The 23,240-nt window shown below is 75.4% G+C and carries 22 protein-coding genes; 17 read left to right on the top strand and 5 right to left on the bottom strand.

All coding sequences use genetic code 11. The features are described from left to right. Positions 1-6: 6 nt before the first annotated feature. Complete coding sequence (locus tag H6H00_RS09695; RefSeq protein ID WP_255425662.1) at positions 7-825, bottom strand: ABC transporter substrate-binding protein; 819 nt, start codon at positions 823-825, stop codon at positions 7-9. Between the two features lie 139 nt (positions 826-964). On the opposite strand from H6H00_RS09695, the gene H6H00_RS32805 reads away from it, so the two are divergent. From H6H00_RS32805 to H6H00_RS09675, 4 genes are all read left to right on the top strand, one after another. Further along, positions 965-1,330, top strand: coding sequence for an antitoxin (locus tag H6H00_RS32805; protein WP_185720964.1), 366 nt, complete (start codon positions 965-967; stop codon positions 1,328-1,330). A 169-nt stretch (positions 1,331-1,499) separates the two neighbouring features. Continuing rightward, complete coding sequence (locus H6H00_RS09685; protein WP_185720963.1) at positions 1,500-2,681, top strand: thiamine pyrophosphate-dependent dehydrogenase E1 component subunit alpha; 1,182 nt, start codon at positions 1,500-1,502, stop codon at positions 2,679-2,681. 1 nt (position 2,682) lies between these two features. Beyond that, positions 2,683-3,657 carry an alpha-ketoacid dehydrogenase subunit beta gene (locus H6H00_RS09680; protein WP_185720962.1) on the top strand — a complete coding sequence of 325 codons (975 nt, stop codon included), beginning with the start codon at positions 2,683-2,685 and terminating at the stop codon, positions 3,655-3,657. A 6-nt stretch (positions 3,658-3,663) separates the two neighbouring features. Next, positions 3,664-5,100 (top strand): dihydrolipoamide acetyltransferase family protein, encoded by a 1,437-nt coding sequence (locus tag H6H00_RS09675; protein WP_185720961.1) that lies wholly within the window; start codon positions 3,664-3,666, stop codon positions 5,098-5,100. Here the strand turns inward: H6H00_RS09675 and H6H00_RS09670 are convergent. Next, positions 5,090-5,797 carry a hemerythrin domain-containing protein gene (locus H6H00_RS09670; protein WP_185720960.1) on the bottom strand — a complete coding sequence of 236 codons (708 nt, stop codon included), beginning with the start codon at positions 5,795-5,797 and terminating at the stop codon, positions 5,090-5,092. The two genes, H6H00_RS09675 and H6H00_RS09670, sit on opposite strands and share 11 nt — an antisense overlap. A 95-nt stretch (positions 5,798-5,892) precedes the next feature. Here H6H00_RS09670 and H6H00_RS09665 point away from each other — a divergent pair, with 95 nt between their 5' ends. The 5 genes from H6H00_RS09665 (at position 5,893) to H6H00_RS09645 (ending at position 11,841) form a co-directional block, all read left to right on the top strand. Then, a complete protein-coding gene (locus tag H6H00_RS09665) occupies positions 5,893-6,252 on the top strand; it encodes a GNAT family N-acetyltransferase (RefSeq protein ID WP_185720959.1) in 360 nt (119 codons plus the stop codon). 17 nt (positions 6,253-6,269) lie between these two features. Then, positions 6,270-9,566: an ATP-binding protein gene (locus H6H00_RS09660; protein ID WP_185720958.1), complete on the top strand. Its 3,297-nt coding sequence runs from the start codon at positions 6,270-6,272 to the stop codon at positions 9,564-9,566. A gap of 98 nt (positions 9,567-9,664) precedes the next feature. Next, a complete protein-coding gene (locus H6H00_RS09655) occupies positions 9,665-9,952 on the top strand; it encodes a DUF4333 domain-containing protein (RefSeq protein ID WP_185720957.1) in 288 nt (95 codons plus the stop codon). Further along, positions 9,949-11,304 carry an FAD-binding oxidoreductase gene (locus H6H00_RS09650; RefSeq protein WP_185720956.1) on the top strand — a complete coding sequence of 452 codons (1,356 nt, stop codon included), beginning with the start codon at positions 9,949-9,951 and terminating at the stop codon, positions 11,302-11,304. The genes H6H00_RS09655 and H6H00_RS09650 overlap by 4 nt, the downstream gene beginning before the upstream one ends. 57 nt (positions 11,305-11,361) lie before the next feature. Beyond that, positions 11,362-11,841 carry an FxsA family protein gene (locus H6H00_RS09645; protein ID WP_185720955.1) on the top strand — a complete coding sequence of 160 codons (480 nt, stop codon included), beginning with the start codon at positions 11,362-11,364 and terminating at the stop codon, positions 11,839-11,841. 11 nt (positions 11,842-11,852) lie between these two features. Here the strand turns inward: H6H00_RS09645 and H6H00_RS09640 are convergent, their stop codons facing one another. The 3 genes from H6H00_RS09640 to H6H00_RS09630 all read right to left on the bottom strand — a co-directional run bounded on the left by H6H00_RS09640 (position 11,853) and on the right by H6H00_RS09630 (position 14,007). After that, entirely contained in the window at positions 11,853-12,842 is a 990-nt protein-coding gene (locus H6H00_RS09640) for an IS481 family transposase (protein ID WP_185722293.1), read from the bottom strand. 131 nt (positions 12,843-12,973) lie between these two features. Next, positions 12,974-13,354 (bottom strand): hypothetical protein, encoded by a 381-nt coding sequence (locus H6H00_RS09635; protein ID WP_185720954.1) that lies wholly within the window; start codon positions 13,352-13,354, stop codon positions 12,974-12,976. A 41-nt stretch (positions 13,355-13,395) separates the two neighbouring features. Further along, complete coding sequence (locus tag H6H00_RS09630; protein ID WP_185720953.1) at positions 13,396-14,007, bottom strand: SIMPL domain-containing protein; 612 nt, start codon at positions 14,005-14,007, stop codon at positions 13,396-13,398. A 98-nt stretch (positions 14,008-14,105) separates the two neighbouring features. Here H6H00_RS09630 and H6H00_RS09625 point away from each other — a divergent pair, with 98 nt between their 5' ends. The 8 genes from H6H00_RS09625 to H6H00_RS09590 all read left to right on the top strand — a co-directional run bounded on the left by H6H00_RS09625 (position 14,106) and on the right by H6H00_RS09590 (position 23,239). Then, positions 14,106-14,942 (top strand): DUF1206 domain-containing protein, encoded by an 837-nt coding sequence (locus H6H00_RS09625; protein ID WP_185720952.1) that lies wholly within the window; start codon positions 14,106-14,108, stop codon positions 14,940-14,942. A 122-nt stretch (positions 14,943-15,064) separates the two neighbouring features. Continuing rightward, a complete protein-coding gene (locus H6H00_RS09620) occupies positions 15,065-16,255 on the top strand; it encodes an ATP-binding protein (RefSeq protein ID WP_185720951.1) in 1,191 nt (396 codons plus the stop codon). 221 nt (positions 16,256-16,476) lie between these two features. After that, positions 16,477-16,770, top strand: a complete 294-nt coding sequence (locus tag H6H00_RS09615) for a GroES family chaperonin (protein ID WP_185722291.1) — start codon at positions 16,477-16,479, stop codon at positions 16,768-16,770. A 68-nt stretch (positions 16,771-16,838) separates the two neighbouring features. Continuing rightward, positions 16,839-19,568 (top strand): VanW family protein, encoded by a 2,730-nt coding sequence (locus H6H00_RS09610; RefSeq protein WP_221775844.1) that lies wholly within the window; start codon positions 16,839-16,841, stop codon positions 19,566-19,568. Positions 19,569-19,667: 99 nt separating this feature from the next. Beyond that, the gene (locus tag H6H00_RS09605; protein ID WP_185720950.1) at positions 19,668-20,093 is read left to right on the top strand and encodes a CBS domain-containing protein; all 426 of its coding nucleotides are present in this window, start codon (positions 19,668-19,670) and stop codon (positions 20,091-20,093) included. Between the two features lie 77 nt (positions 20,094-20,170). After that, complete coding sequence (locus H6H00_RS09600) at positions 20,171-20,863, top strand: hypothetical protein (protein WP_185720949.1); 693 nt, start codon at positions 20,171-20,173, stop codon at positions 20,861-20,863. Positions 20,864-20,873: 10 nt separating this feature from the next. Continuing rightward, the gene (locus H6H00_RS09595; RefSeq protein WP_185720948.1) at positions 20,874-22,622 is read left to right on the top strand and encodes a sensor histidine kinase; all 1,749 of its coding nucleotides are present in this window, start codon (positions 20,874-20,876) and stop codon (positions 22,620-22,622) included. Beyond that, entirely contained in the window at positions 22,619-23,239 is a 621-nt protein-coding gene (locus H6H00_RS09590) for a response regulator transcription factor (RefSeq protein WP_255425661.1), read from the top strand. Before H6H00_RS09595 ends, H6H00_RS09590 begins: the two co-directional genes overlap by 4 nt. Position 23,240: the final 1 nt, after the last annotated feature.

Genomic DNA, 23,240 nt, shown 5'->3' with positions numbered 1-23,240 from the left:
GCGTGCTCAGTTCGCCGGCGCCGCGGTGCCGAACCACTTCTCGTACGCGGCGTCGTAGGTGCCGTCGGTCCGGGACGTGGCCAGCACCTCGTTGACGACGTCGAGCAGCGCGGTGTTGCCGGTGCGCACGCCCATGCCGTACTGCTCACCGGTGTCGAACTCGGTGGTCACCGCGAACTCGGGGTTCTGGGTGGCGAAGCTGAGCAGCGGCCCGTTGTCCTGGATCACGGCGTCGACCTGACCGGTCTGGATCGCGGTGGTGAGCAGGCCCAGGTCCTCGAAGGTGACGAGGTTGGCGCCCGGGATGTTGGCCGCGGCGTAGTCGGCGCCGGTGGTGCCGTTCTGCACGCCGACGTTGCGCCCGGCGAGCTGCTCGGCGGTCGTGATGCCGGAGTCGGCACGCACCAGCAGGGCCTGGGTGGCGTCGAAGAACGGCTCGGAGAAGTCGAAGTTCTCCTCGCGCGTCGGCGTGATCGTCATGCCGGCGGCGGCCAGGTCGCAGGTGCCGACGGTGAGGTCGGTGCCGGACTGGATGCCCTCGAACGCGGTGACGACCACGGTCGGGGTCGCGTTCAGGCGCTCGGCGATCAGGGCGACGAGGTCGACCTCGAACCCGACCACCTGGTCACCCTGCTGGAACTCGAACGGCTCGTAGGGCAGCGAGGTGCACCACGTCAGCTGGCCCGGGTTGGTGAGCTCGACACCGCCCTCCGCGGCGGGAGCGGCGCTGTCGCCCCCTCCGCCGCAGGCGGCGAGCCCGACGGTGAGCACGGCGACGGAGACGGCCGCAGGGATGGTGCGACGGAACACGATGGGGACCTCCACGGTGGTGTGAGTACCGGCGGCATGGTGCCATCAGGTCACCCGGATGACACGTTGGAGTGGTTGCGGTCGTGTGAAATGACCCTCCGTCACGCACGTCCGGTGGAGAGTGATCACCGTTCGGGATGGGTACCGTGAACAGATGTCCCTGTTCAGAAGACTCGCCACCCTCGCCACGGCCGCAGAGGCGGCCCGCCGCTACGCCAGGAGCAACCCCGACAAGGCCGGGAAGTACCTCGACCAGGCGGCCGCGTTCGTCGACAAGCAGACCAAGGGCAAGTACCGCACCCAGATCGACGGGGTCGCGAAGAAGGCGAAGGGTGCGGCGGGCATCCCGTCCGGCCCCGGCGCCGCGGGCAACGGCCACGGCACCTACGGCCAGAACCCCGCCTACGGTCAGCCCACCGCGTACGGCCACGACGCCCCGACCCAGGTGAACCCGCCGGCGCAGCCCGGTGGGTCGGACTTCCGGCCGCCGCAGCCCGGGCCGCGCGAGCACGGGGCCTGATCCACCGGGACTCCTCCGCGGACGCTCCCGCATCGCCGCCTCCTCGTGTCAGGATGGCGGGGAAGATCCGTCACGTGCGCGGGCCCACACCCCGGGCCCGCGCGCGCCGGACGACCCCGTCCCGCGCCCGCCACGAACCGGACGCGGGCCGACACCGCGAGGAGCACCCGTGTCCACACCTCAGGACTGGACGCCACCCACGTCCACCGACTCCCACCCGGGCCACGACCACGTCGTCGCCGGGCTGAAGGGCACCGACGAGGGCGGCGCCGACCTGGTCCAGCTGCTCACGCCGGAGGGCGAGCGGGTGCCCGACCCCCGCTTCGACGCCTACGCAGCCGACGTCGACGTCGAGATGCTCAAGAACCTCTACCGCGACCTCGTGCTGGTCCGCCGGTTCGACCGCGAGGGCAACGCGCTGCAGCGCCAGGGCCAGCTCGGGATCTGGGTGCCGCTGCTGGGCCAGGAGGCCGCGCAGATCGGCGCCGGCCGCGCGATGGCGCCCCAGGACATGGCGTTCCCGTCCTACCGCGAGCACGGGGTGGCCTGGACCCGCGGCGTCGACCCGACCGACCTGCTCGGCATCTTCCGCGGCACCGACCACGGCAGCTGGGACCCGAAGGCCGCGGGCTTCCACCTCTACACGATCGTCATCGGCAACCAGTGCCTCAACGCCACCGGGTACGCGATGGGCCAGAAGTTCGAGGGCAGGGTCGGCGGCGACGACGGCGAGGCCACGATCTGCTTCTTCGGCGACGGCGCGACCTCGCAGGGCGACGTGCACGAGGGCTTCGTCTGGGCCGCGGTCTACGACGCGCCGGTCGTCTTCTACTGCCAGAACAACCAGTGGGCCATCTCCGAGCCCACCGAGCGGCAGACCCGCGTGCCGCTCTACAAGCGCGCGCAGGGCTACGGCTTCGACGGCATCCGCGTCGACGGCAACGACGTCATCGCCTGCCTCGCCGTCACCCGCTGGGCGCTGGAGGAGTGCCGCACCGGCAACGGGCCGGTGCTCGTCGAGGCGTTCACCTACCGGATGGACGCGCACACCACCTCCGACGACCCCACCCGCTACCGCCTCGCCGACGAGCTGGAGCTGTGGAAGCTCAAGGACCCGATCGAGCGGGTGCGGGTGCACCTGGTGCGCTCGCTCGGCGTCGAGCCGGAGTTCTTCGACGGCGTGCAGGCCGAGGCCGACGCGCTCGCCGCCCGGTTCCGCCAGCACTGCGTCGACATGCCGGCGCCCGCCCCGGACCGGATGTTCTCGCAGGTCTACGCGGAGGGCTCGCCCGCCGTCGACGCCCAGCGCGAGGCTTTCCTGGCCTACCACGCGTCCTTCGAGGGGGTCTGACATGGCCGTCCTGACTCTGGCCAAGGCGATCAACGACGGGCTGCGCGCCGCGATGGAGCGCGACCCGAAGGTGCTGATCATGGGAGAGGACGTCGGCAAGCTCGGCGGCGTCTTCCGCGTCACCGACGGGCTGCAGAAGGACTTCGGCGAGCAGCGCGTGCTCGACACCCCGCTCGCCGAGAGCGGCATCATCGGCACCGCGGTGGGCCTGGCGATCCGCGGCTTCCGGCCGGTGTGCGAGATCCAGTTCGACGGGTTCGTGTTCCCCGGCTACGACCAGATCGTCTCCCAGCTCGCGAAGCTGCACTTCCGCTCGCAGGGCAAGGTGCCGATGCCGGTGGTCGTGCGCATCCCGTTCGGCGGCGGGATCGGGGCCGTCGAGCACCACAGCGAGTCGCCCGAGGCGCTGTTCGCGCACGTCGCGGGGCTGAAGGTCGTGGCCTGCTCCAACCCGGTCGACGCCTACTGGATGATCCAGCAGGCCATCGCCAGCGACGACCCGGTGATCTTCTTCGAGCCCAAGCGGCGGTACTGGGAGAAGGCCGAGGTCGACGTCTCCGCCGAGCCGCAGCCGCTGCACAGCGCCCGCGTCGCGCGGCCCGGCTCGTCGCTCACGCTCGCCGGGTACGGCCCGGTGCTCAAGACCTGCCTGGAGGCCGCAGAGGCCGCGGTCGCCGACGGCCACGACATCGAGGTGATCGACCTGCGCACGCTGTCCCCGCTCGACCTGGGCCCGGTGTTCGACTCGGTGCGGCGCACCGGGCGGCTCGTCGTCGTCGCGGAGGCGCCGTCGGAGACGTCGGTGGCCGCGGAGGTGTGCGCGCGCGTGCAGCAGGAGTGCTTCCACTCGCTGGAGGCGCCGGTGCTGCGGGTGACGGGGTTCGACACCCCGTACCCGCCGTCGAAGTGCGAGGAGGACTACCTCCCCGACCTCGACCGGGTGCTGGACGCCGTCGACCGCTCGATGGGCTGGTGACCGGCGATGCTGCGTGAGTTCGCCATGCCCGACGTCGGCGAGGGGCTGACCGAGGCCGAGGTCGTCACCTGGAACGTGGCGGCGGGCGACGTCGTCACGGTCAACCAGATCCTGTGCGAGATCGAGACGGCGAAGGCGGCCGTCGAGCTGCCGTCGCCGTACGCCGGGACCGTCGGGAAGCTGCTGGTGGAGCCCGGCCAGACCGTCGCCGTCGGGGCGCCGATCATCAGCATCGAGACGGCGGAGGCGGCCCCGGCCGCCGCCGCGGCCCCGGTGGAGGAGGAGCAGGGCGCGAAGATCGGCGAGCCGGGCAAGGACGGCCGCATCGCCAACCTGGTGGGCTACGGCCCGCGCCCCGGTGCCCAGACCCGCCGCCCCCGCCGCGGCGCCCCGGCCCCCGCCACGCCCGCACCCGCCCCGGCCCCCGGCCCCGCCCCGGCCCCGTCCCCGTCCCCGTTGCAGGAAGGCCACCTTCAAGCAGCGCCGTTGCGTGAAGGTGGCCATGCTGCAACCGCCGCCGCCCTGCCACCGCCCCCGGCGCCGGCGCCCCCGCCCCCGACCGCTCTCGCCGGGTCGGTCGTGCCGCTCGCCAAGCCGCCGGTGCGCAAGCTCGCCCGGGACCTGGGCGTCGACCTGCGGGCCGTCACGCCCACCGGCGCGGGGGGTGTGATCACGCGGGAGGACGTGCAGGCGCACGTCGCCGCGCCCGCCGCACCGGCCGTCCGCGCCCCCGCCTCCTCCACCGGCGGGGAGCGGCGCGAGCCGATCCGCGGCGTCCGCAAGCACACAGCGGCGGCCATGGTGAGCAGCGCGTTCACCGCACCGCACGTCACGGAGTTCCTCGCCGTCGACGTCACCGCCACGATGGCCCTGCGCGACCGGCTCCGGGCCACGCGCGAGTACGCCGAGGTGAAGCTGACGCCGCTGGCGTTCGTCGCGAAGGCCGTGTGCCTGGCCGCGCGGCGCACCCCGGAGCTCAACGCGCGCTGGGACGAGGCCGCGGGCGAGATCGTCTACTTCGACCGGATGCAGCTCGGGATCGCCGCGGCCACCCCGCGCGGGCTGATCGTGCCGAACGTCCGCGACGCCGACACGCTCACGCTGCGCGAGCTGGCGTCGGCGCTGGGCGAGCTGACGGCCACCGCGCGGTCGGGGAGGACGCCGCCGGCCGACATGGCGGGCGGCACGTTCACGATCACGAACGTCGGGGTGTTCGGGGTCGACACCGGCACGCCGATCCTCAACCCGGGCGAGGCCGGGATCCTGGCCGTCGGCGCCATCAAGCCGACGCCGTGGGTCGTCGACGGCGAGCTGGCGGTGCGCACCGTGTGCCAGCTCGCGCTGTCGTTCGACCACCGGCTCGTCGACGGCGAGCAGGGCTCCCGCTTCCTCGCCGACGTCGGCGCGCTGCTCACCGACCCCGGGCTCGCGCTCACCTGGTAGCGGCCGGGAGCTTCCGCAGCAGGCGCCGGTACCTCGGGCCCAGCACGAGGTCGTGCAGCACGAGGACCGGCGCCGGCAGCTGCTCGCGCAGGAACGCGACGCGGTCGGGCTCGGAGTAGGCCAGGAACATCGGCAGGAGCACCGACGTGTCCCGCCCGTGGCCCTGCTCGGCCAGTGCGGCCTCCAGCGCCGCCCAGTCCGTGGCGGTGATCCGGTGGCGCATCACGGGCAGCACCAGCTCCTCCTCCGACGCGAGGTGGCGGCGCAGGTAGGTGTCGAGGCGGGCGATCGCCGTGGCGAGCCGGTCGGCGGCGAAGGCGAAGTCGGGCCCGGTCAGCGTCCCGAGCTCGGCCAGCCCCGTCGTGACGGCGGCGAGGTCGGCGTCGAGCGGGACGTGCTCGGCCTCCAGCCGCTGCACCTCGGCGGTCAGCTCGGGGGCGGTGGTCAGCACGAGCGGCCAGAGCTCGGTGTCCTCGGCGACGTGGTGGTGGTGCAGGGCCCGGGAGAACACCGCCCACCAGCGGACGAGGGCCCGGGCGGCCCGGCGGTCGCCCGCCCGCAGCGCCCGGACGTGACGGGCCGCCTCCGGGACGACGGCGCGGATCTGGTCGTGCATCAGCAGGAAGCCGCGGACGTCGTTGCCCGGGCCGGCCGAGGAGTCGCTGGACGTGCGGATGGACGGATCTGTCGAGGTCATGTCGGGATCGTGCGCGCCGGCGCTTGACGCGCACTGCGTCCCGCGGCACCAGCGCGCCGCAAGCCGCCCGCAAGTCGGCGCGGCAGACTGCAGGCATGACGACCGGGGCCGAGTCGCACCTCATGCGCCGCACTCCGCGCCAGGGCACCGCCCCCGACGGCACCGTCCGGTACACCCTGGAGGACCTGACGGACCCGGCGGGCGAGGACCCCAAGGCCGTCATCGAGGTGCTCCGGACGGGATCGGTGGCCCGGGTCGTCGGGGGCGGCGTGCCCGAGCGGCACCTCGGCCACGGCCACGGGCGGCGCCTCGCCGCGCAGGTGATGGCCGCGCAGCGGGCCGAGGGCTGCCGCACCGTGCTCATGGCCGAGACGACCGAACCCGCGGGCCGGCGGATGATGGTGGAGCTGGGCTTCGTGCCGCTGGAGCCGGGCACGTGGCAGCTGACGCTCTAGCCCCCTACCCTGCTCCCGTGCAGTTCCGGGTGCTCGGACCCCTGGAGGTCGTGTCCGGCGGGCGGCCGGTCGACCTGGGCAGCCCGAAGCTCCGCGCGCTGCTCACGCTGCTGCTCGCCGACCACGGCCGGGTCGTGCCGCTGGACCGCATCAACGAGACGCTCTGGGCCGGGGAGCCGCCCGCCACCGCCACCGGGACCCTGCAGTCCTACGTCTCCCAGCTGCGCCGCCTGCTGGAGCCGGACCGGGCCCCGCGGGCCGCGCCGCGCGTCCTGCTGACCCGCCCGCCTGGCTACCTCCTCGTCGTCGACGACCTCGACGTCGTCCGGTTCGAGCGGCTGCTCGCCGACGGTCAGCGCCGGCTGGCCGAGGGGCGCCCGGCCGAGGCCGACGCGCTGCTGCTGGAGGCGCTGGCGCTGTGGCGCGGCGAGCCGTTCTCCGACCTGGGCGACGGCGAGCGCGCTGCGGTGACCGCCGACCGGGCCCGCCTCGCCGAGCTGCGCGCGGTGGCCCTGGAGCGCCACGTCGAGGCGATGCTCGCCGACGGGCGGCCGGAGAGCGCGGTCGCGGAGCTGGAGCGCCTGGTCGCGGTGCACCCGTTGCGCGAGCGGCTGTGGGGGTCGCTGATGCTCGCGCTCTACCGCACCGGGCGCCAGGCCGACGCCCTGCGCGCGTTCACCACCTGTCGCGAGCTGCTGCGCGACGAGCTGGGGATCGACCCCGGCCCCGAGCTGCGCCGCCTCGAGCAGGCGATCCTCACGCAGGACGCGACCGTCGACGGTCCGCGCCCCGCCCCCGCGCCCGTCCCGGCGGATCCGGCCCCCGTCGAGCCGCCGCGCCGGGCCGGGTTCGTCGGGCGCCGCGCCGAGCTCTCGACGCTGGTCGGGCGGCTGGCCGCCGCGGCGGACGGATCCGGGGCCGTCGTGCTGGTGGGCGGGGAGGCCGGGATCGGCAAGACCCGCCTGGCCGAGGAGGCCGTGGCCGCCGCCGGGGCGTTCGGGGCGCGGGTCGCGTGGAGCCGCTGCGCCGACGAGGCCGCGGCCCCCGCGCTGTGGCCGTGGACCCAGGTGCTCCGGGCGCTCGGCTCCGACGCCGGCGCGACGACGGCGGGGCCCGGTGACTCCGACACCCGCCGCGCCGAGCTGTTCGAGGACATCGCCGCCGCGCTGCTCGCCGCCGCGCGGGAGCGCCCGCTGCTCGTCGTCCTCGACGACCTGCACGGCGCCGACCCGCTGTCGCTGCACCTGCTCCGCTTCCTCGTCGGGCGGATCGCCGCCGCGCCCGTGCTCGTGCTGGCCACGCTGCGCGACACCGCCGACGAGCGCACCGACGCGCTCGTCCACACCCTCGCCGACCTGGCCAGGGAGCGGTCGGTCACCCGGCTGCGCCTCGGCGGGCTGCCGGTCGAGGAGGTCTCCGAGCTGCTCGTCGACCGCGGGCTCGCCGACCCGGCGCTGGCCGGGGAGCTGCGCCGGCGCACCGAGGGCAACCCGTTCTTCCTGGTGGAGCTGATCGAGCTGCTGCGCAGCGAGCGCCGCCTCGACGCGCCGTCGTTCGCGCCCGCCCACCCCGCCGACATCCCCGCCTCGGTCCGCGACGTGCTGGAGCGGCGGCTCGGGCGGCTGCCCGCCGACACCCGGGCGCTGCTCACGATGGCCGCGGTGATCGGCAGGGAGTTCCCGCTCGGGGTGCTGGAGGCCGCCTCCGAGGTCGACGCCGAGCAGATCGCCGCGCTGCTGGAGCCCGCCGTCATCACCGGGGTGGTGGTGGAGGAGGGCGACGGCTGGGTGTGGCGCTTCGGCCACGAACTGGTGCGCGAGACGATCGTCGCCGGGCTGACGCGGCTGCAGCGGGCCCGGCTGCACCGCCGCATCGCCCAGGCGCTGGAGGGGCTGCCGGTGGCCGGGAACCTCGACGCGCTCGCCCACCACTCCTACCTCGCGGGCCCGTTCGCGGGGGCCGGCACGGCGCTGCGGCACGCGATCGCCGCGGCCGACGCGGCGCGCGACCGGTTCGCGCACGCCACCGCGGCCGGGCACCTGGCCCGGGCCGTCGAGCTGGCCGACGGCGACACCGCCCTGGAGCTGCTGATCGCGCTGGGCCGCGACCTGCGGGCGGCGGGCGACCTGGTCGGGGCGCAGGCCGCGCTCTCGCGGGCGATCACGCTGGCCACCGAGGCGGGCGACGCCGACCGCGCGGCCGAGGCGACGGGCGTCTTCGGCGGGGTGGCGCTGTGGAACTGGCGGGCCTACGGCACGAGCGACCCCACCGTCATCGCCCGGATCGACGACCTGCTCGCGGGCACCGGGAGCGGAGGGGGCGACGGCGTCCGGCGCGCCGAGCTGCTCGGCACCCTGGCCTGCGAGCTGTGCTACACCGACCGGCGCGCCGAGGGCATGGACGCCGCCCGCGAGGCCGCCCGGCTCGCCCGCGACCTGGGCGACGTCCCGCTGCTCGGCCGGGCGCTGAACAACTTCTACCTCGCCGGCTGGGTGCCGGGCGAGGAGGCCGCCCGCCGGGCCGCGCTCGACGAGTCGCTCGCCCTGGTCGGCTCCGGGCTGCCCGTCCACACCGAGGCCGTGGCCCGGCTGCACCGCGCCGCGCTCGCCCTGCGCTTCACCGAGCTGGACCTCTCCCGCGCCGACCTGGCCCGGGCGTCCCGGCTGGCCACCGAGCTGGGACTCGCCGAGCTGCGGGCCCAGGTGAGCTACCAGGAGGCCGGCCACGCGACGCTGCGCGGCGAGTGGGACGACGCCGAGAAGCACGCCGAGGAGGCCTACGCGCTGCAGGGGCGGACGAGCCTGTGGGGCGCGAACTGGTGCCGGCTCGTGCAGCGGATGACCGTGCGCCGCGGCCAGGGCAGGCTCGACGAGGTGGTGGCCGAGCTCCTGGACGGCACCGTGCACGAGTTCGCCGCGCTGCGACCGGTGGCGCTGCTCGCGCTCGTCGAGGTCGGCGAGCCGGAGGAGGCTCGGCGGCTGCTGGCGCGCACCGACGTGCAGATCCCGGTCGACTGGAGCACCGACTTCCTGCTCTGCGCGTGGGGCGAGGTGGCGGCCGCGCTCGGGGCCCCCGATCCCGGCCGGCTCTACCGCGAGCTGCTCCCGCAGGCCGCCGAGCTGGTCGTCGCCGGCACCGCCAACGCCGCATGGGGCTCGGTGCACGGGGTGCTCGGGCGCCTCGCCGCCCGCGCGGGTGACGTGGCGGCGGCCCGCGCGCACCTCATTGAGGCCGTCCGCGTCGACACCGCGCTGGGGGGCGACCCGTGGGCCGAGCGGGCCCGCGCGGACCTCGCCGGACTGGGCGCTCCCTAGCCGCTCGCAAGTCGTCCCCCGCCCCCCGCAAGGGCGGCGATCCACGGTGGTCCCACCACGGCAGCCGACCCGGCCGCCGGACCGAACCGGAGACCCCGATGACCACGTCCCACCCCCGCCTCCGCGCCGCACTGCTGCTCGCCGGAGCCGCCGGGCTCACCCTCCTCACCGCGTGCGGCACGTCCGCCCCCGCCGACGCCGTCGAGCAGCAGATCGTGTCGCAGCTCGGCGCCGCCACCGCCGACTGCCCCGACGACCTCGACGGCACCGTCGGCGCGGTCCTCACCTGCAGCGCCACCGACGCCACCGGCTCCTTCGACGTGACCGTCACCGTCACGTCGCTGACCGGCAGCGACATCGCCTTCGACATGGAGCGGGTGTCGTGACCGCCTCCCTGCACACCCTGCGGGTGGTCGGACCGGTGCTCGACGGCGCCGACCCCCGGGTAACCGACGAGGTCGCCGCGTTCAACACCACCCACACCCCGCGGCCCGCGCTGGTCGTCGGCGCCACGAGCGCCGAGGACGTCGCCGCCGCGGTGCGCTGGGCGGCGGAGCACGGGTTCCGGGTCGCGGTGCAGTCCACCGGGCACGGCCTGTCCTCCGACCTGGCCGGGACCGTCCTCGTCAGCACGCGGCGGATGTCCGCGGTGGCGGTCGACCCGGCGGCCCGCACCGCGCGCGTCGGGGCCGGGGTGCGCTGGCGCGAGGTGATCGACGCGGCGGCGCCGTTCGGGCTGGCCTCGCTGAGCGGCTCGTCGAGCGGGGTGGGGGTCGTCGGCTACACCCTCGGCGGCGGGCTCGGCCCGCTGGCGCGGCGCCACGGCTTCGCGGCCGACCACGTCCGGTCCGTGCAGCTCGTGACCGCGGACGGCGCGATCCGCCGCGTCGACGCGGACGGCGACCCTGACCTGTTCTGGGCGCTGCGCGGCGGCTCCGGCAACTTCGGGATCGTCACGGAGCTGGAGTTCGACCTGGTCCCCGTCACGACCCTGTACGGCGGCGGGATCTTCTTCCCCGGTGAGGCCGCGGCCGACGTGCTGCACGCCTACCGCACCTGGGTCGGCACGCTGCCCGAGGAGACGACGACGTCGGTCGCGCTGCTGCGGCTGCCCCCGCTGCCCGAGCTGCCCGAACCGCTGCGCGGCCGGTTCGTGGTGCACCTGCGGTTCGCCCACCTCGGACCGGCCGACGAGGGCGCGGCGCTGCTCGCCCCGATGCGCGCGGCGGCCCCCGCGGTGCTGGACCTGGTCGCCGACATGCCCTACGCGGCCGTCGACTCCATCCACATGGACCCGACCGACCCGATGCCGACCTGGGAGCGCGGTACGACGCTGCGCGAGCTGCCCGCCGCGGCCGTCGACGAGCTGCTCGCCGTCGCCGGACCGGACGTGGCGGTGCCGCTGATCATGGTGGAGCTGCGCCATCTCGGCGGGGCGGTCGGGCGGCCGGCCGCGGTGCCCAACGCCGTCGCGGGTCGCGACGCCGCGTTCTCGCTGCTCGCGCTCGGCCCGACGGCCGGCCCGCTGGCCGAGACGATGCCCGCGATCACGCAGTCCGTCGTCGACCGGATGGCCCCGTGGGCCGCCCGGGGGGCCCTGCTCAACTTCCTCGGCTCGGCGGGCCCGGAGCGGGTCGGCCGGCTGTGGGACGACGCCGACCGCGCGCGGCTGCTCGCCGTCCGCGACCGGCTCGACCCGGACCGGCGCCTCGCCCCGGGGCACGCGCTGGTGAGGTGACACCAAGTCGTGACAGATCGACGGGAGCACGAACGGCCCCTCGTGCGTTGTGGGGGTATGCCGTTCGTGCTCCTGTACCTCGTCGTCGAGATCGTCGCGCTCGTCGCGCTCGGCTCGGTGATCGGTCTCGGCTGGACGATCGTGGTCCTGCTGGCCGGTTCCCTGCTCGGGCTCTGGCTCGCCCGCCGGGAGGGGGTGCGGGCCGCGCAGGCGCTCGCCGAGGCCGTGAACAACCGCCGGGTGGCGCACGCGGAGGTCACCGACGGCCTGCTGGTGGCCGCGGGCGGGGTGCTGCTGTTCGTCCCGGGCCTGGTCACCGACCTGGCCGGGCTGCTGCTGGTGCTGCCGCCCACGCGCGCGCTCGTGCGCAGGCGGCTGGTGAAGGCGGCGGAGCAGCGGTCCCCGGGGCTCCGGACGGCCCGGATCCGCTCCGAGGGCACTGTCGTCGACGGGACGGTCGTGGACGAGCCCGCCCCGCCCGGCACGCCGGTCATCGAGGGCGAGATCGTCGACCCGCAGGACCGGAAGGCGAGCTAGAACCCCCGGCCCTAGATGTACTGATCGGACAGGTTAGTCAATCTGGTGATCGGTGGGTGTCCGCCGCAGGCGGTGTGGGGTCGGTGATGGTTGTACTCGTGAATCCAGCCCGGTAGGGCTTTGCGGCGGTGGGTTTCGCTGGCGTAGAGCCGGCGGAACGCCCATCCCTCGACCAGGGTCCGATGGAACCGTTCGACCTTGCCGTTGGTCTGCGGGCGGTAGGGGCGGGTGCGGCGGTGGCGGATCTCAAGCTCGGCGCAGGCCTCGCGCCACAGGTGTGAGCGGTAGCAGGCGCCGTTGTCGGTCAGGACCGCCCGGACGGTGACGTGGCGGGCGGCGAACCAGGCCACTGCCCGGTGCAGCACGGCGACCGCGGTGGCGGCGGTTTCGTCGTCGCACATCTCGGTGTAAGCGACGCGGGAGTGGTCGTCCAGGACGGTGTGCAGGTAGCCGGTGCCCATCTTGGGATGGTGGTGACGGTTGCGCGGCTTGCCCGGGGTCGCGGCCCGATGACGCTTGCCTTGGGCGCGTCCGACGAAGCGCCATCCGCCGCCGTCGGGGATGTTGCCCAGCTTCTTCACATCCACGTGGGCCAGGTCGCCGGGGTGGGGATGTTCGTAGCGGCGCACAGGTTCCCCGGTGGCCCGGTCCAGGTGGGAGAGCCGGTTGATCCGGCACGAGGTCAGGATGCGGTGCACCGTGGAGGTCGACAGCCCCAGGATCGCGGCGATTCCGACCGGCCCCAGGCGTTGCTTCCAGCGCAGGTGCACGACCTTGCGCACCGCCGGGGCCGGCGTCGCGCAGGGTGAGTGGTGCGGGCGGGAGGACCGGTCTTGCATGCCGGCCTCGCCCTCGCAGGCGTACCGGTCGGCCCAGCGTTTCGCCGTCGGCCAGGACACCTGGAACCGTTCCGCAGCCCGGGCGACGGGCCAGTCCTGCTCGACGACCAGCTTCCCCAGCCGTAGTCGTGCGGTCGGGGTCAGCGCGGCGTTAGCGTGCACGGTGAGGACCTCCTGGGTCGTGGTGTGGGTGCCGTCAGACAGCTCCACACCACCCCAGGGGGTCCTCACCTATCAAGATCAGTCAGACCGTGTCGTCACACGACCTCGACCAACGTCTCCGATCAGTACACCTAGAACCCTTCGGTGACGCGTCCGCTCCACACCGGTTCGACACGCGCCCAGTCCGCCGCCCAGCGGTCGCTCTCGCTCTCGTCGAGGCGACGGCGGCCGACGGTGCCGACGCACGCCACCAGCGTCCATCCGACGAGCAGGGTGCCGAGCGCGGCGAGCGACCCGTCACCGGCGGCGCCCCCTCCGGTGACCGACGGCCCGGCGGACGGGGTGACGACCTCCTGCCACTCGGTCGTCGCGGCGGCCCGCGCGTCGACCCGGGACTGCACGAGGTGTCCCACGCCCACGGCCGCGAGGACCACCCCGACGGCGAGGATCAGCTGCGCCCACACGAGGGTGCGCCGCAGCGGTGCGGTCGGTCGTCGAAGTGGCTGCTCCACGACTCTCTGTCGCACCGGACACGGCGGTGTTACGCCGTCGACTACGCAGAGGTGGCCCACGTCGTCGTGCACTGCACCGAGACCCGGACGGGTTCGGGCTCCAGCCCCAGGTCACGGACGTCCGGGCCCGCGGAGTCCGCGGCCATCGCCATCCGCATGGATGCCCCGATCGGGTGATGCCCCGGCGACTCCGACAGCCGCAGGAGACCGCCCAGCGTGACGCCCAGCGCGGCCGCGTAGCCCTCCGCCCGGTCGCGGGCGTCGGCGACGGCGCGCCGCTGGGCCTCCCGGCGGGCGGCCGCGGGGTCGGCGAGCACCCAGCGCGGGCCGTCGAGGCCGGTGGGCTCGGCGCCGATCAGCGCGGAGAGCACCTGCTCGAGCACCCCGACGTCGGTGACGACCAGCCGGACGTCCTCGCCGGCCCGGCAGCCGACGACGCGGTCGCGGCGCCACTCGTTGTGCACCCACAGCCTGCGGTGCTCCACCGTGAGCCCGGCGGTCTCCAGCACGGGCGCCGCGGCGGCGAGCCGATCGGCGAGCGCCGAGACCGCCGCAGAGCGGGTCGTCGCGGTGGCGGTGAACCCGACGTCGAGCTCGGCCCGGTCGCCCGGTTCCTCGAACCAGCCGCTGCCCTCGGTGACGATCTCGGTCATCGGCCCAGCCAACCAGATCGCGCTCTCTACGGAAATCTTCGGAATCCGCGAGAAGACCGGAGAATCCGCGAGGAACGGCGGGACGGGAGGATGGTCGGGTGACCGGCCCGCTCGTGCGCCTGCGCCGCCTCGTCCGGGGCGGCCCGTCCGACGCGCCCGGGCCCGTCGTCGACGCGCTGGGTCGGGTCGGGCTCGTCGGCTACGGGCTGGTGCACGTGCTCGTCGCGTGGCTGGCCCTGCAGGTCGCCTTCGGCGTGCCCGACGCCCCCGCCGACCCGGACGGCGCGATCGGCACCGTCACCCGCACGCCGGGCGGGTTCGCCACCCTCGCGCTCGGCGCCGTCGGACTGGTGGCCTTCGCGGTCTGGCAGCTCAGCGCCGCCGCGCTCGGGTTCCGCTGGGTGCACGGCGGCGAGCGGGTCCGCAAGCGGGTCGGCGCCGTGGCCAAGGCGATCGCGACGGGCGGGCTCGCGCTCGTCGTCCTGGACTACCTGCTCGGGGTCCGCCGCCGCGGCGGCGACTCCGCGGTCCGTGCGCTCGCCGCCACCGCGCTCGGCCTGCCGTTCGGCCGGCTCCTGCTGGGCGCCGCCGCCGTGGGGGTGCTCGGGCTCGCGGTCGCGATGACCTACACCGGCGTGCGCCGCACCTTCCTCGGCGATCTCGACCTGCGCCGGGTCGGGCCGGTCGCGCGCGCCGTCATCACCTGGCTCGGCGTGGCCGGGCACCTGTGCCGCGCGCTCGCGCTCGCGGTGATCGGGGTGCTGGCCGGGGGTGCGGCGATCTCGTCGGACCCCGGCCGCGCCGGCGGGCTGGACGCGGCGCTGCGCGCGCTCGGGTCGTCGGTCGCGGGGGCGGGGCTGCTGATCGTCGTTGCCGCGGGGATCGCGGCGTTCGGGCTCTTCTGCCTGGCCGACGCGGCCACCCGCCGGGCGTAGCGGAGTATCCGGTTCTCTAGCGAGGGAGCGAGAGAGCCGGATACGGAGCGATCGACGACACGCCATCGCCCTCGATAGCGATGTCTACGGTTTCACCGAGAACCGCGGATACCGTCCGATGCGTGGACCCCGTGCGCAATCCCTTCGCCCCCGGCGCCGGCCAGCGGCCGCCCGAGCTCGCCGGCCGCGACCGCGAGCTCGACGCGTTCGAGATCGTGCTGGAGCGCGTCGCCCGCGGGCGCCCGGAGCGCAGCCTCGTGCTCACCGGGCTGCGCGGCGTCGGGAAGACGGTGCTGCTGGGGGAGCTGCGCTCGATGGCCGTCCGGGCGGGCTGGGGCGCCGGGAAGATCGAGGCCCGGCCGGACGCCGACCTGCGCCGTCCGCTGTCCGCGGCCCTGCACCGCGCGATCCGCGACCTCGCCGTGCGCCACCCCGACGGCGAGCGCGTCGACGAGGTGCTGGGCGTGCTCAAGGCGTTCGCGCTGCGCTCGGCCCCCGCCGACGCGAAGCTGCGCGACCGCTGGCAGCCCGGCATCGACGTGCCCGTCCGCACCGGCAAGGCCGACTCCGGCGACATCGAGATCGACCTCGTCGAGCTGTTCACCGAGGTCGCCACGCTCGCCGCCGACCTGGAGACCGGGGTGGCCATCCTCATCGACGAGATGCAGGACCTCCGCGCCGACGACGTCTCCGCCCTGTGCGCGGCGTGCCACGAGCTCTCGCAGTCGCGCTCGCCGCTCGTCGTCGTGGGCGCGGGGCTGCCGCACCTGCCCGCCGTGCTCTCGGCGTCGAAGTCGTACTCGGAGCGGCTGTTCCGCTACGCCCGGATCGGCCAGCTCGACCGCGCCGACGCCGATTTCGCCCTCCTCGCCCCCGCCGAGCGCGAGGACGCCACCTTCGACGTCGACGCCCTCGACGCCCTCTACGAGCGCTCCGGCGGCTACCCCTACTTCGTCCAGGCCTACGGCAAGGCCGCGTGGGACGCCGCGCCCCGGACCCCGATCTGCGCCGCCGACGTGAAGATGGCCGCACCGGAGGCGGAGGCGGAGCTGGCCGTCGGCTTCTTCGGGTCGCGCTTCGAGCGCGCCACCCCGGCCGAGCGCGAGTACCTGCGCGCGATGGCCGAGCTGGCCGACGGCCGCGACGAGCCCGTCGGCACCTCGGGGATCGCCGAGCACCTGGAACGGCGGGCGTCCTCGCTGTCGCCCGCCCGCGACAGCCTGCTCAAGAAGGGCCTGGTGTTCTCCGCGCAGCGCGGGCAGATCGCGTTCACCGTGCCCCACTTCGGCCGGTACCTGCTGGCCCAGACCTGATCGTCGCTGCACCGAACGGGTGAAAAGCCGGATCGGAGCGGCCGGGCGTTAACGGTTCGGGCCCGCGGCCCGATTCCCAGTACAGCCTCGCGGTGCTGTCGGACCCCCGACCTGACAGCACCGCGGGGCTTTCCACTTCCCGGGGGCCGTCGCAGGCGCCCGTCGGGGCGTCGGCGGGGGCCCGTAGCATCTGCGCGGTGCAGGACAAGCTCGAGATCCAGATGCTGCACGACCGGGTGATGGTGCGCGACACCGAGGGCACCGGGGAGCGCCGCAGCAGTGCGGGGATCGTCATCCCGGCAACCGCAGCGGTCGCCAAGCGTCTGGTCTGGGGAGAGGTGTCCGGCATCGGGCACCACGTCCGCACCGTCAAGGTGGGGGACCGCGTGCTGTTCGCGCGGGACGACCAGTACGAGGTGGAGGTGCAGGGGATCACGTACCTCGTCATGCGGGAACGTGAGCTCCACGCCGTCGCCACCGAGCGGACGGAGCACGGCACCGGCCTGTACCTGTAGGCCGTGCGACGGCGGTGACGATCGGAGCCAGGCGGCCCGGTCGCGTGTTTGAGGGGAAGACGGACCACATGCCCGAGCGGCAGTCCTCGCCCGGCGAGGCGACGACGCGTCCCGAGACGGACGGGTCGACCAACGGCAGCTCCACCCACGAGAACGGCTCACCCGGGAACGGGGTCCCGGTCAACGGGGACGCCCGGCCCGCGGGCATCCCGGACGCCGGGCGGCCGGGGGACGGCGCGCCCGTCGCCGACCAGGTGGCCGAGCAGGTCGCGGCGGAGCCCGAGGCGGTCGATCCGGCCCCCGCCGGCCCGGGTGACGAGGTGCCCGACGGTGGCGAACCGGTGATGACCGGGGACCGTGCGGTCGACATCGCCGAGGACACCCGCGCCGGGGACGCCCCGGCCGCTGCCGCACGTCCGGCCCCGCAGTCGCTGTTCGACCCGATCACCCCGCCCGGTGACGGCCCGTCGATGCACCCGGCCGCGCCCGGCGCGGCTCCGTCGGTGCAGGCGCCGTCTGCGCAGTCCCCGTCGACGCAGGCCCCGCCTGCCCAGTCCCCGTCGGCCCAGACCCCGTCGGCCCAGCCCCCATCGGCCCAGTCCCCGTCGGCCCAGACCCCGTCGAGGGAGCCCGTCGCACCGGCGGCCGCACCCGGCGCGGCGGACCCAGCCCCGGAGGCCGGCGGCCGGGTGGACGAGCCCGACCGCTCCGGTGTCGAGGCGACCACCACCGCCGTCCCGGCGGCCACGCCCCGCCCGCGGCCGCGCCCCACCCCGGCCCCGGTCGCCGACCCGGCCCGCCCCGAGGCGCCGGACGCGGAGGAGGGCCCGACCCGCCCGACGCCCCGGCCGGACACCGACGGGCCGACCGTCGCCGTGGCCGCCGCCGCGGCCACCCCGGCGGCCACCCCGGACGCACCGCCCGCCGAGACCGACCCCGCGCACACCGAGCGCACACCGAACTGGGATTCCGAGGCGACGCAGGTGATTCCGATCAGCACGGGAGCCGCGGCCGCGGAGCCCTCCGCGAGCGGACCGACCGACCCGCCCACCGAGCGGATCCCCGTCGCCGCCGCGGCGGCCGCGCCGCCGAGCCGTCCCTCCGACGGCGGGCCGCCGTCGGGCGGGCGCTCGCGGCGCCGCCTGCCGCTGCTGATCGTGGCCGCGGTCGTGGCCGTGCTGGCGCTCGTCTACGTCGCCGACCTGCTGCTCAGCTCCGGATCGGTGCCCCGCGGGGTCACCGTCGCGGGCGTCGCGGTGGGCGGGATGAGCCTGGCCGACGCCGAGCAGGAGCTCCGCACGGAGATCGAGCCCCGCACCACGGTGCCGGTCGAGGTCACCGCGGGCGAGGTCACCACCCAGATCGACCCCGTCACGGCCGGACTGGCCGTCGACTGGGCCGGCACACTGGCCCGCGCGGGCGAGCAGCCGCTCAACCCGATCACCCGGATCACCTCGTTCTTCACCCAGCGCGAGATCGGCGTCGCCACCACCGTCGACCGCGCGGCCGTCGACGGGGCGCTCGGCGAGCTCCTGCCGATCGTCGACAAGGTCCCCGTCGAGGGCACCGTGCGGTTCGAGGGCGTCACGCCCGTCGCCGTCGACCCGGTCCCCGGCCAGCACCTCGACCAGCCCGCCGCCGTCGACGTGCTGTCGCGCGACTGGGCGTCGGGCCGACCGGTGGCGCTGCCGCTGATCCCGCTGCCCGCGAAGACCACCCCCGAGGACGTCGCGAACGCGATCGAGGAGGTGGCCGGCCCGGCCGTGTCCGGGCCCGTCACCGTCATCGGCGAGAACGACTCCGAGGGCGTGCTCGAGCCGGCCGTCATCGCCGAGTCCCTGACGTTCGAGCCCGGCGAGGCGGGCGGGCTGGAGCCGGTCCTCAACCCGACCGTCGTCACCGATGCCCTCGACGACCAGCTGGCCGGTTCCGAGCGCGAGCCCGTCGACGCGAGCCTGGACTTCTCCACCACCCCGGCCACCGTCGTCCCGTCGCAGGACGGGCGGGGCGTCGACTACGACGCGACGCTCGCCGACCTGCTCACGGTGCTGACCGGCACCGGCCCCCGGCAGATCACCGCGGTGTACGCCGACCAGCCCGCCGAGGTCACCACCGAGGAGCTGCAGTCGCTCGGCTCCGCGGGCGTGATCAGCGAGTTCCAGACCGGCGGGTTCGCCGCCGACTCCGGCATCAACATCCGTCGCGCGGCCGAGCTGATCAACGGCATGGTCGTGGCCCCCGGCGAGACGTTCAGCCTGGACGCCGCCAGCGGTCCGCGGACCGCGGCCAACGGGTACGTCGAGGCCGGTGTCATCGACAACGGCCAGCCCGCCCGCGGCATCGCCGGCGGGGCGTCGCAGGTCTCCACGACGCTGTTCAACGCGGCCTACTTCGCCGGCATGACCGACATCGAGCACCGCGCGCACAGCTTCTACATCAGCCGCTACCCCCCGGGCCGCGAGGCGACCATCTCCGACGGCACGATCGACATGCGCTTCCGCAACGACACCCCGACCGCGGTGCTCATCCAGACCGTGTGGACGCCGTCGTCGATCACGGTGCGGCTGCTGGGCACCAAGTACTACGAGGTCGAGTCGCTGACCGGGCCGCGCACCAACCCGACGAGCCCGAACACCGTCAACGTCCCGGCGGGCGAGGACTGCAACCCGAGCCAGGGCGCGCCCGGGTTCACGATCACCGACACGCGGCGCCTGACCGACGTCCGCACCGGTGAGGTCCGCACCGAACCGACCACCACCACCCGCTACAACCCCTCGCCACGGGTCGTCTGCGAGTAGTTCGTCCCGATCGCGCAGTAGCCCGTCCGTGGCCGGGGTCTTCCGTGACCCCGGCCACGTTCGTACCCTCGGTGCATCCAACGACGGATCGGGGACGGCATGCGCATAGCGGACGTACTACGGAACAAGGGCACCGAGGTGGTGACCGTCGCCCCCGCCGCGTCGGTGGCCGAGCTGCTGGGCCTGCTCGCCGAGCGCAACGTGGGCGCGCTGCCGGTCGTCGAGGACGACCGGCTGGTCGGGATCGTGTCCGAGCGCGACGTGGTGCGCCGCCTGCACGCGGGCGGCGCGGCCGTCCTGGAGTCGCGGGTCGCCGAGATCATGACCACCACCGTCACCACCTGCTCCCCCGACGACGACGCCGCGGCCCTCGCCGGGGTCATGACCACCGGGCGCTTCCGGCACCTGCCGGTCGTCGTCGACGGGGCGCTCGCCGGGATCGTCAGCATCGGCGACCTGGTGAAGACCCGGATCGACATGCTCGAGGCCGAGCGCGAGCAGCTGCAGAGCTACATCGCGAGCTGACCCGGGAACGGGGATCACTGGTCTCCCGGGAACGGTCCGCCCGATCGTCGGTGCTCCACCGACGATCGGAGACCGCCATGACCACCGCCCCCGTCCAGCCGCCCCGCACCGACGGTGCGCTCCACCGGACCGCCGGGTGGGGGGCGGTGCTCGCGGCCGTCGCCTACCTGGGGCAGCCCCTGTCGGTGGCCCTGCTGTTCACCGAGGACCCCGACGCGCCGATCGCCGACCAGATCGCGGCCACCCCGTGGAACGGGGCGATCGAGGGCGCGATCTTCGGCGGGCTGGGGCTGGGCATGCTGTTCCTCGTGCTGGCCGTGGGCCGGCTGCGGGGCGGCGCGTCGGTCGCCGGTCGGGTCGGGGACGTCCTGGGCCTGGTCTCGGCCACGGCGTGGATCCTGATCGGCGGGATGTCGCTGGCGAAGTACAGCTCGGTCACCGCGGGCATGGCGGAGGGCCTTCCCGGCGCGCAGGACCAGCTCGCCGTGATCACCGCGTTCGACACCGTCATCATCGGTCTGGTCGCCACGGCCGGTCTCGGCGCCGTGGGCTGGCTGGTCGCCCTGGCCACCGCGGGCCGCCGGGCCGGGGTGGTCGGCACGGGCCTCGCCGTCGTGTGCGTCGGCGGGGCCGCGGTGATCCTGGTGCCGATGCTCGTCCTCGCCGTGCCCTTCGGGGTGCTCGTGCTCATCCCGGTGCTGCTCGCGCTGGGCGTCGCCTTCCTGCTCCGCGGACGGCGCACTACCGCGGACCACGTCCGGACCGGATGATCCGACCATCATGGACGGCGATCTCCTCCTGCTCGCGAGCGACGTCACGGGCCAGCTGACGGCCTGGCCGCTCGTGGCGCTGCTCGCGGTGGCGGTCGCCCGACGCCGGTGCCCCGCGTTGCCCGCGCTCGCCGTGGCCGCCCTGCTGGTGGAGCTGGCGCTGCACCGCGTCGGGCTCGACTCCGGCGGCGCGGTCTGGTTCGCCGCACTCCCGCTGCTGCTGGCGGTGTACCCGGACGGCCGGTTCGTCCCGCGCTGGTTCGTCGTGCCGGTCGTCGTCTCGCTGGGGATCGGGGTGGCCGTCCTCGCCACCGGCGGAGCCGTCACCGACGCGCCGGGGTTCGCCCCGTGGGTGGGGATCGCCCAGGGCCTGCTGATCGGCGGGCAGGTGCACCGCTACCGGCGGCGGGCCTCCACCGCGGAGCGCGAGAGCGTGCGGTGGGCGATCCTCGGGCTGCTGGTGTGCGTGCTGTGCTTCGCCCTGCTGGCGGCGGTCGGGGGCCCGATCGGGGAGGGCAGCGCGACCGCGGTGGCCCTGGCCGATCTCGCCGTGCTGCCCGCCCCGGTCGGGGCGGCGATCGGCCTGCTCCGGCCGCGGGTCGTCGACGCCGACGCCGCGCTGCGGATCGTGCTCGCCGTCGCGGTCGCCGCCCCGGTGCTGGCGCTGGTGTACGGCGGGACGCTCGCCGTCGCCGGTGGCTGGTGGGGTGCGGCCGCGGTGGCCGCCGCGGCCGTCCCGGTGATCCGGTGCGCCGGCCGGGCGTCGGCGTGGGTGGTGTACCGCGGACGGCGCGACGGGGGCGCGGCCGTCACCGACCTCGGACGGCGCCTCGACGCCCAGCCGCAGGCCCGACTGGTGCCCGAGACCGTGCTGCGCACCGTGGTCGACAGCCTGCACCTCGACGGGGCCGCGCTGCGCGGAGCCGGGGCCCTCGACGCCGCCGTCGGCGAGACCCCCGGGACCGCGGAGGAGTTCCCGGTCGTCTACCAGGGCGAGCAGCTCGCGGTACTGGCCGTCGCGCCGCGGCGCGGGGAGACCGGGCTGACCGGCCACGACCGCCGCGTGCTGCGCCTGCTCGCCGTCCACGCCGCCCCCGCCCTGCACGGCGCGCGGGCGCTGGACGAGCTGACCGCCACCCACTCCCGGATGCTGCTGGCCCGCGAGGAGGAGCGCCGCAGGCTGCGCCGCGACCTGCACGACGACCTCTCGCCCACCCTCGCCGGGCTCCGGCTCGGGGCCGCGGCCGTGGCCCGGCGGGCCGCCGGGTCCGACCCGGAGCTGGCCCGGCTCGCCGCCGACCTGCAGGACGACATCGCCGGTGCGGTGGCCCAGACCCGCGAGATCGCCTACGGCCTGCGCCCACCGGTCCTCGACGACCTCGGGCTGGTCGCCGCGATCGCCGGGCGCGTCCACGGCCCCGACGAGCTGTGCGTCCGCATCGACGCCCCCGGCGGGCCGCTGGAGCTCCCGGCCGCCGTCGACCTGGCCGCGCTGCGGATCGTGCAGGAGGCCGTGTCGAACGTCCGCCGTCACGCCGGGGCCACGCGGTGCACCGTGGCGCTGGCCCTGGACGACGACACCCTGACCGTGCGCGTCACCGACGACGGGGTGGGGCTGCCCGCCCGGCTGCGACCCGGCATCGGGCTCACCTCGATCCGCGAGCGGGCCACCGAGCTGGGCGGCACGGTCGAGTTCGGCGCGGCCGAGGACGGGGGCGCCCGCGTGGACGTCCGGCTGCCGGCCGGGGGCGCGGGGTGAGGGCCCGGGTGCTCGTCGTCGACGACCACCCGGTCTTCCGCCGGGGGATGACGGCACTGCTGCGGGCCAGCGGTTTCGACGTCGTGGCCGAGGCGGCCAGCGGCACGGAGGCGGTGGCGGCCGCCGCGCGGGAGCTGCCGGACGTGGTGCTGATGGATCTCGGGCTCCCCGACCTCGGCGGGGCGGCGGCCACCGAGCGGATCACCGCGGCCCACCCGGACGTACGGGTCGTCGTGGTCACCTCCTACGACGACGAGGCGTCGGTGCGGGCCGCGCTGGACGCGGGGGCCGACGGCTACGTCACGAAGGACGCCTCTCCCGACCAGATCGTGGCGGCCGTCGAGGCGGCGAGGATGGGCGCGCTGTGGCTGGGCAGCGGGGTGCCGCGCCCGGGGGCGACGGCCCCGGCCCCCGCCCCGGCCCTGCCCGGTCTGAGCCCGCGGGAGGCGGCGGTGGCCGAGCTGGTCGGCAAGGGGCTGTCCAACCCGGTGATCGCGACGCGCCTGGGCCTGTCGCCGAAGACGGTGGCGAACTACGTCTCGACGGTCCTGCTGCGGCTGGGGGCCGCGGACCGGGCGGAGGCGATCCGCCTGATCCGCGACCGCCGCAGCGGCTGAC

The organism is Pseudonocardia petroleophila (genome assembly GCF_014235185.1).
Taxonomy (GTDB): Bacteria; Actinomycetota; Actinomycetes; order Mycobacteriales; family Pseudonocardiaceae; genus Pseudonocardia; species Pseudonocardia petroleophila.
Note: the sequence above shows the minus strand (reverse complement) of the source record. Positions and strands in the feature narration are given on the sequence as shown.